12 protein-coding genes are annotated in these 16,900 nt (G+C 72.8%); 3 read left to right on the forward strand and 9 right to left on the reverse strand.

Going from position 1 to position 16,900, the window contains the following annotated elements; translation table 11 throughout:
• Nucleotides 1-48: 48 nt before the first annotated feature.
• Entirely contained in the window at nt 49-2,160 is a 2,112-nt protein-coding gene (locus ABZK10_RS03370; RefSeq protein ID WP_353807777.1) for a RecQ family ATP-dependent DNA helicase, read from the forward strand.
• 27 nt (nt 2,161-2,187) lie between these two features.
• Here the strand turns inward: ABZK10_RS03370 and ABZK10_RS03375 are convergent, their stop codons facing one another.
• Nucleotides 2,188-2,586, reverse strand: a complete 399-nt coding sequence (locus ABZK10_RS03375) for a hypothetical protein (RefSeq protein WP_353807778.1) — start codon at nt 2,584-2,586, stop codon at nt 2,188-2,190.
• 83 nt (nt 2,587-2,669) lie between these two features.
• Between ABZK10_RS03375 and ABZK10_RS03380 the strand changes: the two genes are divergently transcribed.
• Nucleotides 2,670-3,692 carry an LLM class flavin-dependent oxidoreductase gene (locus ABZK10_RS03380; protein WP_353807779.1) on the forward strand — a complete coding sequence of 341 codons (1,023 nt, stop codon included), beginning with the start codon at nt 2,670-2,672 and terminating at the stop codon, nt 3,690-3,692.
• Between the two features lie 496 nt (nt 3,693-4,188).
• Here ABZK10_RS03380 and ABZK10_RS03385 read toward each other — a convergent pair whose 3' ends face one another.
• The 8 genes from ABZK10_RS03385 to ABZK10_RS03420 form a co-directional block, all read right to left on the reverse strand.
• Nucleotides 4,189-5,238 (reverse strand): GDSL-type esterase/lipase family protein, encoded by a 1,050-nt coding sequence (locus ABZK10_RS03385; protein WP_353807780.1) that lies wholly within the window; start codon nt 5,236-5,238, stop codon nt 4,189-4,191.
• 326 nt (nt 5,239-5,564) lie between these two features.
• On the reverse strand, nt 5,565-7,682 hold the full coding sequence (locus ABZK10_RS03390) for a DEAD/DEAH box helicase (protein WP_353807781.1): 2,118 nt from the start codon (nt 7,680-7,682) through the stop codon (nt 5,565-5,567).
• Between the two features lie 361 nt (nt 7,683-8,043).
• Nucleotides 8,044-10,251, reverse strand: coding sequence for a beta-galactosidase trimerization domain-containing protein (locus ABZK10_RS03395; protein ID WP_353807782.1), 2,208 nt, complete (start codon nt 10,249-10,251; stop codon nt 8,044-8,046).
• Between the two features lie 104 nt (nt 10,252-10,355).
• Nucleotides 10,356-10,994 (reverse strand): hypothetical protein, encoded by a 639-nt coding sequence (locus tag ABZK10_RS03400; RefSeq protein WP_353807783.1) that lies wholly within the window; start codon nt 10,992-10,994, stop codon nt 10,356-10,358.
• Nucleotides 10,991-11,845 (reverse strand): carbohydrate ABC transporter permease, encoded by an 855-nt coding sequence (locus ABZK10_RS03405; RefSeq protein ID WP_353807784.1) that lies wholly within the window; start codon nt 11,843-11,845, stop codon nt 10,991-10,993. The genes ABZK10_RS03400 and ABZK10_RS03405 overlap by 4 nt, the downstream gene beginning before the upstream one ends.
• Complete coding sequence (locus ABZK10_RS03410; protein ID WP_353807785.1) at nt 11,842-12,807, reverse strand: carbohydrate ABC transporter permease; 966 nt, start codon at nt 12,805-12,807, stop codon at nt 11,842-11,844. The genes ABZK10_RS03405 and ABZK10_RS03410 overlap by 4 nt, the downstream gene beginning before the upstream one ends.
• Nucleotide 12,808: 1 nt before the next feature.
• Complete coding sequence (locus tag ABZK10_RS03415; protein WP_353807786.1) at nt 12,809-14,134, reverse strand: ABC transporter substrate-binding protein; 1,326 nt, start codon at nt 14,132-14,134, stop codon at nt 12,809-12,811.
• A 127-nt stretch (nt 14,135-14,261) separates the two neighbouring features.
• Nucleotides 14,262-15,254 carry a LacI family DNA-binding transcriptional regulator gene (locus ABZK10_RS03420; RefSeq protein ID WP_353807787.1) on the reverse strand — a complete coding sequence of 331 codons (993 nt, stop codon included), beginning with the start codon at nt 15,252-15,254 and terminating at the stop codon, nt 14,262-14,264.
• A gap of 377 nt (nt 15,255-15,631) precedes the next feature.
• On the opposite strand from ABZK10_RS03420, the gene ABZK10_RS03425 reads away from it, so the two are divergent.
• A complete protein-coding gene (locus ABZK10_RS03425) occupies nt 15,632-16,780 on the forward strand; it encodes an alpha/beta hydrolase (RefSeq protein ID WP_353807788.1) in 1,149 nt (382 codons plus the stop codon).
• Nucleotides 16,781-16,900 lie beyond the last annotated feature (120 nt).

A 16,900-nucleotide genomic window follows, 5' to 3' on the forward strand; every position in this document is an offset into this window, starting at 1 on the left:
CGCCCGGCCGCGGGCGCGCGTGTCGGCCGGGTGCGAGAGGGTGGAGGGGTGACGACCGCCACCACGACCCGCGACGCCGCCCGCGACATCCTGCGCACCCTCGTCGGGCGCGACGACGCCGACTTCCACGACGGCCAGTTCGAGGCGATCTCGACCCTGGTCGACGACCGCCGGCGCGCGCTCGTCGTGCAGCGCACGGGGTGGGGCAAGTCGGCCGTGTACTTCGTGGCGACCCTGCTGCGCCGTCGCCAGGGCGCAGGTCCCACGGTGCTGGTCTCCCCGCTGCTCGCCCTCATGCGCGACCAGATCGCCGCCGCCGAACGGGCGGGGGTGCGGGCCGTCGCGATCAACTCGACCAACGCGCACGAATGGGGCGACGTGCTCGCGGCCCTCGACCGCGACGAGGTCGACGTGCTGCTGGTCTCCCCCGAGCGGCTGAACAACCCGTCGTTCCGCGACGAGCGCCTGCCGGTGCTCGTGCGCCGCATGGGCATGCTCGTCGTCGACGAGGCGCACTGCATCAGCGACTGGGGCCACGACTTCCGGCCCGACTACCGGCGTCTCGCCGAGCTCATCGCGCAGCTGCCCGACGACGTGCCCGTGCTCGCGACCACGGCGACCGCGAACAGCCGGGTGGTGACCGATGTCGCGGAGCAGCTGGAGCACGCCGCCGACGGGCGCTCGGTGGAGGTCGTGACGATCCGCGGGCCGCTGGCGCGGGCATCCTTGCGCCTCGGGGTGCTGCGGCTGCCCGAAGCGCGCGGCCGGCTGGGCTGGCTGCTCAGCCACCTCGACGACCTGCCCGGCTCGGGCATCGTCTACGCCCTCACGGTGAGCGCCGCGAACGACACGGCACGGATGCTGCGCGACGCCGGGCACGAGGTGCGCGCCTACACGGGGCAGACGGACCCGGCCGAGCGCGAGGAGTCGGAGCGGCTGCTGAAGGAGAACCGGGTCAAGGCGCTCGTCGCGACCTCGGCGCTCGGCATGGGCTTCGACAAGCCCGACCTGGGGTTCGTCGTGCACCTGGGCGCGCCGTCGTCGCCGGTGGCGTACTACCAGCAGGTGGGCCGCGCCGGCCGCGCGACCGACAACGCCGACGTGCTGCTGCTGCCCGGCCACGAGGACCCCGACATCTGGCACCACTTCGCCACCGCGTCGATGCCGACCGAGGAGCGCGCGTCGCGGGTCATCGCGGCGCTCTCCCCCGACGAGCCGCTGTCGACGCCGGCGCTCGAGTCGATCGTCGACATCCGCCGCTCGCCGCTCGAGCTGCTGCTGAAGGTGCTCGACGTCGACGGCGCGGTGCGGCGCGTGCGCGGCGGCTGGGTGTCGACCGGGCAGCCGTGGGTGTACGACGCCGACCGGTACGACCGCATTGCCGCCGAGCGCCGCGCCGAGCAGCAGCACATGATCGACTACGAGCGCACCGACGGCTGCCGCATGGAGTTCCTGCAACGCGCGCTCGACGACGACACCGCGGCGCCCTGCGGGCGGTGCGACACCTGCACGTCACCGTGGTTCCCGACCGACATCGACGACTCTGCCGCCGACACGGCCGCGGCCTCGCTCGACCGCGTGGGCGTGCCGATCGAGCCGCGCGCGCAGTGGCCGACCGGCGCCGACCGCCTGGGCGTACCGGTGAAGGGCCGCATCGCGCCCGACGAGCGCATGGCGGAGGGCCGCGCCCTGGCCCGCCTCACCGACCTCGGCTGGGGCGGTCCGCTGCGCGAGGTCTTCGCCGAGTCGGCGGCGGATGCCCCGGTGTCGGGCGCCCTGCGCGACGCGGTCGTGCGCGTGCTCGCCGACTGGCCGTGGGCGGAGCGCCCGGTCGCGGTCGTGTCGATGCCCGCCCGCCGCCGGCCGCTGCTCGTCGAGTCGCTCGCGCGCGGCCTGGCCGAGGTCGGCCGGCTCCCCTACCTCGGCGCGCTCGGGCTGGTCGACGGCGGCCCGACCGGCGATGCCGGCGGCAACAGCGCGTACCGGCTGGCGGGCGTGTGGGGGCGCTTCGAGGCATCCGCCCTCGACCTGCCCGACGGGCCCGTGCTGCTGGTCGACGACCTCGCCGACAGCCGCTGGACCCTGACCGTGGCCGCGCGGGAGCTGCGGCGCGCCGGGGCGGGCGCCGTGCTGCCGTTCGCGCTGGCACTGCGCGGGTAGCCCTGCGCTCCTCCGCGGGGGGCTCGCTCAGGCGGCGCCGCGCACACGGTCGGTGCGGGCGAGGAACGTGGCCGTGACGATGCTCAGGAGGCAGAGCATGGCGGCGCCCACGGTGATGAGCACGTCGCCCTGCACGGCGCCGATGAACGTGTCGATGCCCTGGACGATCACCGTGACGACCGCGAGCGCGAGCAGCGCCGCGTCGGCCGGGAAGAGCGGGACGACGAGCGCGACGACCAGGATGGCGATGCTGCGCGACGCGAGGAAGAGCGCGGTCGCGTCCTCGAGGCCGCCCGCGATCACCAGGTCCACCGAGCCCCAGGTGCTGATCGCCGAGCTGAGCAGGATGACCGCGAAGCAGATCCAGTAGGCGGCGCCGCGCTTCGGCACGGGGCGGGCTGCGGGTGTGGCGCCGGTGCTCGTCATGCCCCCCACACTGGCCGTGCCGTCGCGGGGAGGTCAAGGGCGGTCGGGAATGCGGAGCATCCGTCGTGTGCTTGTCTTCTGGTGTGAAGCACATCGGATTCCTCTCGTTCGGACACTGGCAGCCCTCGCCGCAGTCGGCCACGCGCTCGGGCGGCGACGCCCTGCTGCAGTCGATCGACCTCGCGGTCGCGGCGGAGGAGCTCGGCGCCGACGGCGCGTACTTCCGCGTGCACCACTTCGCCCGGCAGCTCGCGAGCCCGTTCCCGCTGCTCGCGGCGATCGGCGCGCGCACGAGCCGCATCGAGATCGGCACGGGCGTGATCGACATGCGCTACGAGAACCCGCTCTACATGGCCGAGGACGCCGGCGCGGCCGACCTCATCTCGGGCGGGCGGCTGCAGCTCGGCGTGAGCCGCGGGTCGCCCGAGCAGGTCATCGACGGGTACCGCTACTTCGGCTACGAGGCGCCCGAGGGCAAGACGATGTCCGACGTGGCGCGCGAGCAGACCGAGGTGTTCCTCAAGGTCATCGAGGGTGCGCGCTTCGCCGAGCCCAACCCCCGGCCGATGTTCGCCAACCCGTACCCGGGCCCGCTGCCGATCGAGCCGCAGTCGCCCGGGCTGCGCGACCGCATCTGGTGGGGCGCCGGGTCGGATGCCACGGCCGTCTGGGCCGCCGAGCGCGGCATGCACCTCATGAGCTCGACGCTCAAGGAGGACGAGTCGGGCGAGCCGCTGCACGTGCAGCAGCGGAAGCAGATCGAGAAGTACCGGGCTGCATGGACCGAGGCGGGCCACGAGCGCGAGCCGCGCGTCTCGGTGAGCCGGTCGATCTTCCCGATCGTCGACGACCGCGACCGCGCCTACTTCGTGGGCGGCGGCGAGACGAGCGACCAGTTCGGCGCGATCGACGGCTACCGCGCGGTGTTCGGGCGCAGCTACTCCGACGAGCCCGACCGGCTGATCGAGCAGCTGCGCGCCGACGAGGCGATCGCGGCGGCCGACACGCTGCTGCTCACCGTGCCGACCCAGCTCGGCGTCGACTACAACGCGCACGTGCTCGAGTCGGTGCTGACGCACGTCGCGCCGGCGCTCGGCTGGCGCTGACCGTCGTTGGAGGTCGCTTTTCAGGAAGCGCCCTCCTGCGGTGGCGCGAATCGGCGCAGCGGGAACGTGCTCCGGCCGGATTCGGCCGCCGAGCAGCCGGATGCGCACATCTCGTGCGTGGTGGTCGCGCCACCTCCTGAGAAGTGACCGTTCTCGCGTTCGGGCGGGGCGGGTCTGCCATGGTGTGGGGATGGAGATCCGGCCGTTCCGCCCCGACGACACCGAGGCGGTCGCCTTCTACGAGCGCCTCGGCTACCGCGTCGACGACACGATCGACCTCGGCAAGCGCCTCATCGACGACTGACCCGCCCCGCTGGGTCCTCGCTTTTCAGGAGCCCTCGGCGGGCGGCGGGCGGCGGCGAGATCGTGCGCGACTGTCGTGTGATCCGGACGGAACTGCACGGGTACCGGCCCGGTCCGCACGATCCGTGCGCGGCCGCCGGGCCGGTTCCTGAGAAGCGACCACCCTACCCGGGGGGGAGGGAAGTGGCGCCGGCTACCCCGCGTAGGGCGAGTACGGCCAGGTGATCTCCGCGAGCTTGGCCTGCCCTGCGACGCTCGGATGGAAGTAGTCGAACGTCGAGATGTGCGACGACGTGAACTCGAAGTCCGCGACCCGGTAGTCATCGAACGAGCAGTTCTCGAGCGCCGCGCAGATCACTGCGAGCTCGCCGTTGAACGCGTCGACGCGCGCCTGCACGGTATCGCGCCGCTCCTCGCTCGCGGTCGTCGTGCTGGTCGGGTTCTCGAGCATCGACTGGCACACGTCGCCGATGGACCAGATGAAGCGGGCCCACCCGTTGTCCTTGCTGAGCGCCCACATGCGCTTCAGGTTCGGGATGCTCGTGAGCAGGATCTCCGCATCGGGACGTGCATCGGCGAACGTTCCGAGGGCACCGGCGACGCTCGACGAGAACGCGCCGACCGACGTCATCTCCCCGACGGTGCCGGTGCAGGCGTCATTCGCACCGATCTGCACCGTGAGGTAGTCGGCCCCCTGGCTGATCGCGGCGTTCACCTGCGGTGCGAGGTCTGCGGCCTGCGCGCCGACCACGGCGTCGTTGTAGGTCACCAGCCCGGATGCCCCGGCGGCGACCAGTCGGGTCGCGTGCGACTGCACCGTGGACGACGATCCGGTCGACCAGCTGTACTGGGGGAACGAGCCGCTGCCGTCGGCGTCGTAGGCGACGGTGATCGAGTCGCCGACGCCGGCCATGATCGCCGGGAGGGCGGACGGGTCGGGTGTGGGCGGCGGGTCGGTGGGGTCGGGCGGCGGGGTCGTCTCGGTGGGAGGAGGCGTGGTCTCCGTCGGCGGAGGCGTCGTCTCGGTGGGAGGAGGCGTGGTCTCGGTGGGCGGCGGGGTCGTCTCCGTCGGCGGAGGCGTGGTCTCCGTGGCGGTCGGGGTGGGCTTGTTCTTGCCCTTGCCGCCTCCCTTCCCCTCGGGCGGGGCGCCGAGCGCGGGGCTGGCGATCAGACCGATCGCGATGACGGTCGAGATGACGATGGCGACGGCGGCGGGGGCACCGGCTGGACGATGGCGGGACATCGGTCCTCCATTGGACGAGTGCGATCGAGCGACCCGGGGCGACCCCGGAGTGTGGTGCGTCGACTGCGTCAGATCGGCAACTCGTGTCGGTCACCCGCAGGGACCCGCGACAAGCGAACCCACGCCGCACGTTAGTCCTGCGCACGCGAGTGCGGCAACACCCCAGTTCACGGGTGAGCCCTCCGGTGGGGCCGACTGCCGCGCGTGCGCGGCCCCGACGAGCGGGGCGAGCCCGGTGATCCGCTGGGTGTCGAGCGCGGGCGCGCGTCGGCGAAGTCGCCGGAGCGCGCGGCCGGCCCCTGAGACCGGCCGCACGCGAGCCGGAACTACTCGGCGGGCGGTGCGTCCTCGTCGGCGGCGGCGAGCGTGAACTCGTCGCCGCGCTCGAACTCGTCGAACTCCGCCTCGATCTCGGCGCGGCCGAGCAGCTCGGTCATGCGACGGTGGCGCCCGCGCGGAATGAGCGTGACCACGACTCCACGCTTGCCGGCACGGCCGGTGCGGCCCGAGCGGTGCAGGTAGGTCTTGTACTCGTCCGGGGCATCCGCCTGGATCACCAGGTCGATGTCGTCGACGTGGATGCCGCGGGCCGCGACGTCGGTCGCGACCAGCACGTCGACCTTGCCGCTCGTGAGCTGCTGCAGGTTGCGCGTGCGGCGGGCCTGGTTGAGGTCGCCGTGCAGCGCGACGGCGAACACGCCGCGGTCCTCGAGATGCTCGACGAGATCCTCGGCGAACGCGCGGGTGCGCGAGAAGACGAGCGTCTTGCCCCGGTGGCGGGCCAGCTGGGCGACGATGTCGCGCTTCTGGTCGTTGCGGATCACGAGCACGCGGTGCTCGATGGTGCCCGACGCCTGGGTTTCCCCCGCGACCTCGTGCACCGCGGGGTCGACGAGGAACTCGCCGACGAGCGCGGCGACGCCCGTGTCGAGGGTCGCCGAGAAGAGCAGCTTCTGGCCGCCCGCACGGGTGCGGCGGATGATGCGCTGCACCGGCTCGAGGAACCCGAGGTCGCACATGTGGTCGGCCTCGTCGAGCACGGTGATCTCGACCTCGCTCAGGTCGAGGCGGCGTTGCTCGACGAGGTCCTCGATGCGACCCGGGGTGCCGATCACGATGTCGACGCCGCGCTGCAGCGCACCGACCTGGCGCCCCTGCGGCACGCCGCCGTAGATCTGCGTGGTGAACAGGCCCACGCTCTGCGCGATCGGCTGCACGGTGCGGTCGATCTGCAGTGCGAGCTCGCGGGTGGGCGCGAGGATCAGGGCGCGCGGTGCACGGCCGAGCTTGCGCTTCTCGCCGGTCTTGCCCGAGCTCGCCCACATCTGCATGAGGCGCTCCACGGTCGGGGCGCCGAAGGCGATCGTCTTGCCGGAGCCGGTGCGGCCCCGGCCGAGCACGTCGCGGCCCTCCAGCACGACCGGGATCGTCGCTGCCTGGATGGGGAACGGATGCTCCGCGCCGAGGTCGCCCAGGGCGCGCACGATGTTGCCGCCGAGGCCGAGGTCGGCGAACGTCACGCCCTCGACGGCCTCCGCCGAGATCGCCTCGGCCTCGAGGCGCTCGAGCACGACGTCGTCCTCGGGCGTGTACGCGGCGCGGTCGTCCTTCGCGGGGAAGTACGTCGACGGGCGGCGCTCGGACTCGCGGAAGCCCGGGCGGTCGGCGCCGCGGGAGCCGCCGCGCTGGTCGCGGTCGTCACGGCGGGGGGCGCGGTCGTCCCGGCGCGGGGCGCGGTCGTCCCGGCGCGGGGCGCGGTCGTCCCGGCGCGGGGCGCGGACGTCCCGGTCGTATCCGCGGTCACGGCGGTCGTCGCGGTCGTACCCGCGTCCGGCGACCCGACGGTCGTCGTGGTCCCGGCGGGGACGCTCGCCCCGATCGCGGTCGCGACGGCGGGCATCGTCGTGGTCGTAGCCGCGGCCGGCGACGCGCCTGCTGCGGTCGTCGCCGTCGCTCCGGCGTGCGCCGCTGCGCAGGTCGCGGTCGTCACGACGCGGACGCTCGTCACGGTCGTACCGGCGGCCGCCGTCGCGGCGGTCGCGGTCGTCGCGGCGCGTGCGGTCGTAGCCACGCGAGCCGCCACGCGAGTCGCGGTCGTCGCGACGGGGGCGGTCGTCGCGGTCGTAGCCGCGTCCGCCATCGCGTCGGTCGCGGTCGTCACGACGCGGACGGTCGTCACGGTCGCGGCGCTGCGCGCGCTCGTCGCGCGACGCACTCGAACGGTGCGCCGACCGACCGGTCGCCTCGCGCTCCTCGCGACTCCAGCGCTGCTTGGGCTCGGCCGCCTCCTCGGGGCGGTAGCCGCGGTGGCCCGGGCTGCGCGAGCCGGGCTTGCGGCCGGCCGAGGCATCCGGTCGACCGTTCTTCGTGCGCGAGGTCTTCGCGTACGCGGGGTCGAAGTTGCGGGCCGGTCGTCCGCCGGCGGGCTTCTTGTTCTTGGGCATGGCGATGCTTCCTGGGTTGTACTCGTGTACATGCGGAAGCCGCCGAGCGGGCGCGCGTCGGCTTCAGAACCCGGGCTGTCCTCGACCGGGGCCGTCACATACGGTGATGCACCCCACCACCTCGGTGGGGTTCCGGCCCACGGGACTCACAAACCCATCCGCGCGACGTGCGCGGTGTCCCAGACCGACGCCGCAATGCTAGCGCCCCCGGCTGGGAGGATGCCGCATCGCGGTCGCCGCGAGCGCGCCCGAGTGCGGGCGGTCGGATGCCCCGGCGCGACACGCCGTGCGGAGTCTCGTCGCGCGGCGTGTCGCCCGCGGCATCCGACCGCCATTCACCCGCGGTCCGCCCGGCGGCCGCTCACGCCTGCTCGCCCAGGTCGAACACCACGGTCTCCCAGTCGTCTGCGGACTCGAGGACGACTCCGCCGTCGACGATCGCCAGGGGCACCTCCGCCCCGTCGACGATGCGGGACGCGGCACGCGCTCCGGGAGGCGCGCTCAGCCGCAGCCCGGCGATGGACGCGACGTCCTCGATCGCCGCCGGTTGGGGTGCGCCGTGCACGTCGAGCGAGACCACCGGGTGCCCCGTGACCAGGTGCGCCACGAGTCGACCCGGCAGCTCGGAGAGCACCACCTCGGTGCCCGCCGCGCCCGGCGCAGGGAGCACCGGCACCGGGCGGGGAGCTGCCCGCTCGACCAGGTCGGCGAGGAGGCGACCGTAGGCGCCGTTTCCCAGGCGCGCGAGGTTGTTGCCCAGGCGCGCGGCCGACACGATCACGCGTCCGGCGCCGAACTCGCGCTCCACGATGACGGGCTCGCCACTGTCGGCCCCGGGCGCCGGCTGGTTGTTGTGCCAGAACGAGCGGTCGTCGGTCTCGAGCACCGGGTCGACCCGCGTGGCCAGTACGCGCACGTCGTCGGCGCACACCTCCAGCCGGGGCATCCGCCCGTAGTGCGGCACGGGCCACGCCCCGAGCGGCTCGGTCGGCCGCAGGTACGGGTACGTGTATTCGCCCAGGCCGTCGAACCGCACCCCGAGCAGGTCGGTCAGCGCGGGCGGGGCCGCCGTCTCGACGCCCCGCGCATCGCGCACGCCGGCCGGTCCCGTCACGACCAGTCCGCCGCCGGCGGCGACGAAGGCGCGCACCGCCGCGATCTCGGCATCGTCGAGGCAGAGCGCATCGGGCAGCACCAGCACCGCGTACTCGTCGAGGGTGGCGATCGACGAGGGGCGCTCGTCGAGGAACGCGACCGGCAGGTGCGCGCTCCGGAGCGCGCGGTAGGTGCCCGTGAGGGCTGCGACGAGGTCGGACGGCGCCGACCGCGGCTCGCTCTGCGGGAACTGCGCGGACTGCTCGCCGTTGGTCGGGTTCTCCGGGGCGCCGAGCAGCGACTCGAGCTCCCGCGCGCGCTGGCTCGCGTAGAGCGCCGCGTGGCGCACGGGCGTGCCTCCGAGCCACGGCTCGCGCTCGGCGATGCGCCCGAAGACGGGCTCCAGCCGGCGGTACACCTCGGGCTCGATCGCGCCCGTCGCGTACGGCTGGTCGTCCACCGACACGGCGACGCCGTGGGCTGCCGCCGCGAACGACTCGAACCGGAGTTGGGCGGTCGAGCGCAGCGTGAAGTCCCACGTGTGCACGAACCGGCTGACCAGCACCTCGGCGGGTCGCTCCTGCACCCCGGCGCGGATGTACGCGGCGGCGTAGCTGGGGAACCCGAGGCCGTGCCAGTCGGTGTACCCCTCGCTCGAGCCGATGTCGGCGGCGGCCAGGTGATCGGTCGTCAGCCCCGTGACCGCGTCCACGAACGTGGTGGCGTAGTAGTTCGGGATCAGCGCGGCCTCGGGACGTGCGGCCTTCAGCACGGCCCGCTGCTCGTCGAGGTAGTCGCCCAGCACGCCCTGCCAGAAGTGGATGAGGTCCAGCCACCCGTCGTCGTCGCGATCGGCGGGCATGTCGCGACCGTACTGCCCACGGAACGCGGAGCGACAGCGCTCGCAGACGCAGGGGCCCGCGGTGAGGATGTCGCTCCACAGCCCGTCGATCGGGTAGCGCTCGGCGATCTCGCGCACCTGGTCGAGCGCCCGCTGCCGGTACCCGCTCAGCAGGCAGAGAGAGGGCCAGCGCCCGGTGCTGCCACGGCTCGGCAGCGGTTCGAGCGCCCATTCGGGGTGCTCCCCGGCGGCGGCCACGTCCCACATGTTCGAGTAGTAGGCGATCACGCGGATGCCGCGGGCGTGCGCCGCGGCGAGCTGCTCGCCGAACAGGTCGCGCCCGTTGAGGGCCGCGTGCACCCGGCCGATGCGCGACGGGTAGTACGCGTTGCCGTACTGGCACTTCGCGAAGAGCACGACCGAGTCGACGCCGGCCTGCGACATCAGCTCGAGGTCACCCTCGGGGTCGACCTCGCTCAGTAGCGGGAACGACCGGTCGGCCACGCTGCCGAGCTGGTGGGGGTCGGTCCAGTCGGGCGTGTGCGCGTCGTAGAAGACGCGCCGCCGCGAGGTGCGCCACCACCCGGTGTCGGGTCGAACGGCCGGACGGGCGAGGGGGTCGCTGCGCAGCATGCGCGGTTCTCCAGTCTGTGGGGTCGGTGAGGGCTGCGACATCGGTTCGGCCGGCGGGGAGTCGGCACCCGCGACGATCGGGCCGGCGCTGCCGGCCGACGGGCTCATGCGTCGGCCTCGTCGTTGACGAGCGCCACGACGTCGGCGGCCAGGAGGGCCGTGTAGAGCGCGTGGACCGGCGCGAGCACGAGCACCAGCACCCCCGCGCTGGCCACGACCGCGAACGCGGCCAGTACGCCGACGGCGAGCACGCAGAGCGCCGCCGACGGCCGGACGAGCGCGATCACGGCCCCGCCGCGCAGCGCGGAGAGCCCGCGTCGCTCCCGCAGGCCGCCGTACGCGGCTGCGAGCGGGAGGACGAGTCCGGCGATCGCCCCGAGCACGGCCGCGAACACCTGCCCGGCGGCGCCGCCCGCGACGGCGACGCCGAACATCGTCGCGCCGACGATGGTGGCGACCGCCACCCAGACGGGGTCGATGCGACGGAGCATCCGCACCCGCAGCGGCTCGCCGCGGGCCATCGAGCCGGCCACGGACGACATCGCGGAGGCGCCGACCGCGGCGAGGGCCACGGTCGCGGGCACCAGCGCGGTGGCACCGGTCGCGACGGCCACGACCAGCGGGACCCAGGCGGCCGCGACGATCGCGGCCGCGAGGCAGGCTGCGGGCAGCTCCGACCAGGTGAGCACGGCGGCCCGGCGCAGTGCCCCGCCGAGGCGGACCTCGTGCGTCGCGGCGGTCACAGCTTCAGTCCGCTCGACGCGATCGACTGCACGATCCATCGCTGCGCGACGATGAAGACGATCAGGACGGGCACGACCGCGAGCGCGATGCCGGCGGCGATCATGCCGAGCGAGCCCGTCGAGAACCTTCCGGCGAGCAGCACGAGCCCCACCGGGAGCGTCTGCAGCTCGGTGTCGCGGATCATCACGAGCGGCAGCAGCAGGTCGTTCCACCAGTACGTGAAGCAGATGATCGCGAGCGTCGCCAGCGCTGGTCCCGACAGCGGCAGGATGACCTGGAAGAACGTGCGCGCATGCCCGGCGCCGTCGATGCGCGCCGCCTCCTCGAGCTCGCGCGGCAGGCTCAGGAAGTGCTGGCGGAGCAGGAAGATGCCGAAGGCGCTGAACACGCCGGGAAGGATGAGCGCCCACAGGGTGTTCGTCAGGCCGATCTTCGAGAGCACGAGGAACAGCGGCACGATCGTCACCTGCACCGGGATCATGAGCGATCCGATGACGAGCGCGAAGGCGAACCCCTTGCCGCGGAACTCCATGCGTGCGAACGCGTAGGCCGCGGTCGAGCAGGTGAGCAGCTGCGCCGCCGTGATCGAGGTGGCCACGATGAGCGAGTTGATGATGAACCGCAGGTAGGGCACCTGCTGGAATACCTTCGCGAAGTTCTCGAGGGTGGGATCGGACGGGAAGGGCGACGGCGGCAGCTCGTACAGCTCGGCGTCGGTGGGCGAGATCGCGCCGCGGAAGATCCAGAGGAACGGGGCGATGATCGCGAGGGCGGCGACGCCGAGCACCGCGAACGCGAGGATGCGCTGGGCGAGGTCGGCGACGGGGCGGGGGCGGATGACGGTGCTCATTCGTAGTACGTCCATCGGCGGGAGATGCGGAACTGGAGCCCCGTCAGCACGACGAGGATGACGAGCAGCGTGATGCCGACCGTGGAGGCGTAGCCGAGGTCGAAGCTGCCGAAGGCGAGGTCGTAGATGTACTGCACGATCGTGCGGCTCGCATCGCCCGGGCCGCCGCCGGTGAGCACCTCGGGCTCGGCGAACAGCTGGAACGCGTTGATCGTGTTGATCACGACGAGGAAGAACACCGTGGGCGAGAGCAGCGGCAGCGTGACCCGGAAGAAGCGCTGCCAGGCGTTCGCGCCGTCGACGATCGCCGCCTCGCGGATCTCGTTCGGGATCGACTGCAGCCCGGCGATGTAGACGAGGATCGAGAACCCGAGCGTCTTCCACGACGACACGATGATGATCGACACCGGCGCCCAGGTGCTGGAGCCGAGCCAGTCGATGCGATCGATGCCGAGTTCGCCGAGCCAGTAGTTGACCAGCCCGAGGTCCTTGTTGAGCAGGAAGCGCCAGATCAGGGCGACCGCCGTCGAGGAGACCACGAACGGGAACAGGAACGACAGCCGGAAGAACCCGCGCAGCCAGCGCGGCATCCGCATCTCCAGCAGCACCGCGAGCAGCAGGCCGATGACGACGTTGGCGGCGAGGATGGCGACGGCCATGTAGGTCGTCGATCCGTAGACGGCGAGGAGCCGCTCGTCGCTCGCGAGGCGCTGGAAGTTGTCGAGGCCGACGAACCGGCCGTCGCTCAGGAGGTTCCAGTCGTAGAAGCTCAGCCCGACCACGCCCAGGGCGGGAGCGAGCACGAACAGCAGGAAGGCGAGCAGGGACGGGGTGAGGAAGGCCAGTGCGGCCCATCCCTGCCCGCTGCGGCGCCTGCGGGGGCGGGGCGGTGTCTCCGACGATGCGGGGGCGGGAGCCGTGTCGGTCCCACCCCCCACCCGGATGAGGGTGTCGGTCGTCATCTCACTCGCACGTCACGATGGGCTCGAGCTCGCCCTGCATGGTGGCGAGACCCTCGTCGACGGTGACGTCGCCGGCGAAGATCAGCTGCAGGCTGCGCAGCACGGTCGACTCGAACTCGCTGTACTTCGCGGGTGCGGGGTACGGCACGAGCGCGTCGTGGTCGTCGATGCTCGAGTAGAACAGGTCGGTGTTCGCCGGCGGGACCCCGCCTTCGCCCATCTGCGCAGCGATGGACCGGCGCGACGGGATCTGGTTGCCGGGTTCCTCGGCCGTGCCGACGTAGAGCTCCTGCATCATGTCGCTGATCGTGAACTTCTGGAACTCCCACGCGAGGTCGGGGTTCTCCGACGAGCTCAGGATCGGATACGTGGCGCCGCCCACGACCGTGCGGTAGGTGTCGCCGGTCGGATAGAGCTGGATGTCCGCGGCGGTGAAGCCGGCGGGTCCGAACGAGCCGTTGGGCCAGCGGCCCGCGCCGAACATGGCGACCGTGCCGTTCTGGAACCTGGTGAACACGTCGCTCATCGGCATCGGGGCGGGAGCGATCCCGTCCTCGATGAGGTCGTTCAGGAACGTGACCGCCGTGGTCACCTCCGGGGTGTCGACGGTCACCTCGCAGACGTCGTCGGAGGTGAGGTTGCCGCCCGAGTTCGCGACCCACGGCATGATGCCGGGGAAGATCTCGTTGCTCGCCCAGGTGAAGCCGTACCGGTCGTTCGCCCCGTCGCCGTCGGTGTCCGCGCTCAGTGCGGCGGCGGTCTCCCGGAACTCGTCCCACGTCCAGTCGGCGGACGGCGGCTGGATGCCGGCCTCGGCGAAGACGTCGGTGTTGTACCAGACCACCATGTCGTTCCACGACTGCGGGATGCCGATGATGTCGCCGTCGACGGTGAACCCGTCGATGAGGCCCGGCGCGATGTCGTCGCGGAGTTCCGCGGCCTCCGGGTCGTTCTCGAGGTAGTCGTTGATGGGCGTCACGAGGTCGTTCGCGTGCACGAACTGCGCGCCCTCCGTGGAGATCACCATGAGGTCGGGCCGCTCGCCGCCCGCGATCATGGTGGCGACGTTGGCGTAGTAGTTGCCCCAGTTCTCACCCGCGACCGGGGTGAGGGTGATCTCGACGCCGTCGTGCTCGGCCTCGAAGGCGTCGGCGGTCGCCTGGTTGGTCTGCTCCGCCGACGGTCCGTAGTTCCAGAACACGACGTTGAGCGTTCCGCCGTCGCTCGCGTCGCCGCCCGCCCCCGAGGACGAGCAGCCCGTGAGGGCGAGGGAGGCCGTGACGAGTGCGGTCAGCGCTGTGGCAGCGCGTCTCTCGGTGCGCTTCATTTCGGTTGGTTTCCTCTCCATTGAGAATCGGGTACACACAGTAGAGCGCATGTAATCGGTTTCGTCAAGTATTCGATTACATCGCGATCTGGGCGCGCAAGATCACCGGAAATCCAATGTAAATCGGTTACAAGGCGGCGGGGACGGCGGGTGTAGGGAGGAGCTCCCCACGGAGCACGACGGTGCGCGGGGGCTGGTCGTCTCCGCCGATGCGGTCCAGCAGCATGTCGGCCGCGGTGGTGCCCAGGTGCCTGGCGGGAAGCCGCACCTGCGTGAGTTCGCCCGCCATCGCGGGCGGATACGGCAGCTCGCCGATGACGGCGACGTCGATGGCAGCCCCGGCGTCGTCCTGTTCGGCGAGCGCCTGGAGCGCGCCGACGCCCATGGAGTTGTTGGTGGTCACCACCGCGTCGGGGGGATCGGCGAGGGCGAGCAGCGCGCGCATCGCCTCGCGTCCACCCTGCACGCGGTAGTCGCCGTGCACCAGCAGGTCGCGGATCTCGGCGTCGCCACCCCGGGCGAGCACCACGTCGCGCCAGCCGAGCGCCCGGTCCTCAGTCCATTCCATCTCGGGGGGTCCCGCGATGCAGGCCACCCGTCGACGTCCGCGATCGAAGAGGTGACGGGTGATCTCCGCGCCGATGGCGCGATTGTCGACCATGACCGCGTCGATGTTGAGCCCGGTCCTGCGGTCGACCGCGACGACCGGTCGACCGCGATCGGTCAGGTGCCGGATGTCGCCGTCGACCGACGACGGCGCGAGGATCACCCCCGCCATGTCCTCCGAGTTCGCGATGTCGAGGTACCGCGTCTCCTTCTCGGGATCGTCGTCGGTGTTGCAGAGCACGATGGAGTAGCCCGCGCGCTGCGCGTGGTCCTCCACGCCGCGGGCGAGTGCGGTGAAGAACGGGTTCTCGATGTCGGGGATGACGAGCGCGATGAGCTCCGAGGTCTGACGACGCAGTCGCCGGGCCGTGCGGCTGGGAACGAACCGCAGCCGATCGGCGGCGTCCTGCACGCGCTGCGCCGTGTCGGGCGAGACCTTGGCGCCGTTGAAGAACCGGGAGACGGTCGCCGTCGACACCCCGGCCGCTGCCGCCACCTCGTAGATCGTCGCCATCGCAACACCATACCTCCCGCGGAATCGGTTACACCACGGTGTGGGCAACCTCCGACGCGGGACTCGGGCCGTGCCGGGAGAGGCCGACGGCGGATGCCACTCGCCATCCGCGCACGGAGCGGCGTATGGTGCGTCGTCCGTCGCATCCGCGTCCGCCCCGCCCTGCACCCGCACCCGCACCGGCACCGGCACCGGCACCGGCACCGGCACCGGCACCGGGGGCGAACTGAAGGAGATATGGGGTCGCGCGCGCCCCGCGCACGGCGTGTCGCCGATCGAGTCCTCCGATTCGCCCGGGCGGGTCCTCGGGCGGGCGGGATTCGGCGCGGGAGCCCGCCTCGGGTAGCATCACCCCACCCGATTCCCCCGGAGCCCCGATGCCCAGCACCCGTGCGACCGACGGCGGCTCGGGCCGGGGCGCCGCACCCGACGGGCGCCGGCCGGCCGGACGCCGCCGAAGCCTCCGCGCGCTCCTCGTCGCGGTAGCGGCCGGGTCGGCGATCGCCGCGGTCGCCGCACTCAGCGGGTTCCACCTGGGGCTGCGCGCCATCGATCCCGCCGGGCCGAACGACGTCAGCGAGCTCCCGGGCGACGCCGTCGTCGGCATCCGCACCTTCACGGCGCCGACGACCGGCATCACGATCGACGAGGACCTCGAGTACGGCGCGCGACCCGACGGCACGCTGCTGACGCTCGACGTCTGCGCCCCCGCCGGCAGCGCGGCGGTGCGTCCGGCGGTGCTCGCCATCCACGGCGGGAGCTGGGCGCGCGGCGACAAGGCGAGCGACGACTGGCGGCTGGTCTGCGAATGGCTCGCGTCGCAGGGCTTCGTGGCCGCATCCGTCAACTACCGCCTGGTGCCCGACGTGACCTATCCGGCCGCGATCGACGACGTCGCGCTCGCGGTCTCGTGGCTGCGCGAGCCCGAACAGGTCGCCGCCTACGGCATCGACCCCGCCCGCGTCGGCGCGTTCGGCGGCTCGGCGGGCGGCAACCTCGCGGCGCTGCTCGGCACGGTCGGCGACGGCCCGCTCGACACCGGTTCGCGCGTCGGGGCCGTGGTCGAGCTCAGCGGGCCGATCACCCTGGACGCGGTGTCCCTCGGCGCCGACCAGGCGACGCCGTGGCTGCACGGCATCGTCTCCGACTACCTGGGTTGCGAGCGCGCCTCCGAGTGCCCGCAGGCCGACCTCGCGTCGCCCACCACGCACGTCGACGCGTCCGACCCGCCCGTGCTCATCGCGCACGCCGACGACGAGATCATCCCCCTGGCCCAGGCCGACCGCTTCGCCCGCACGCTCGAGGAGGCCGGCGTGCCGGTCGAGTTCGTGGTCGTCGCCGGCGAGGAGCACTCCATCGGCATCCTCGACGCGGGGCTGCGCGAGCGCGTCGCGACCTTCCTGCACGCGCACCTGGGCTGGGCGGAGCAGCTCCCGGTCGAGCAGCTCGCGGCGCCCGAGGCCGATGCCGCGGCGGCGCCGGCGACGGATGCCCCGCAGGCGACGGACTCCCCCGCCGAGGGCTGACCCGGGCGCACGCCCCTGCGCCTCGCGGGCCGCCACCGGCGCGGATGACGGCGGATGCACGCCTCACGATTGCGCGTCGTGTCGGGTCGCGTGCATCCGCCGCCGGTCCCGGAAGCACCC

It is taken from the genome of Agromyces sp. SYSU T00194 (genome assembly GCF_040496035.1).
In the GTDB taxonomy this organism is placed as follows: domain Bacteria; phylum Actinomycetota; class Actinomycetes; order Actinomycetales; family Microbacteriaceae; genus Agromyces; species Agromyces chitinivorans.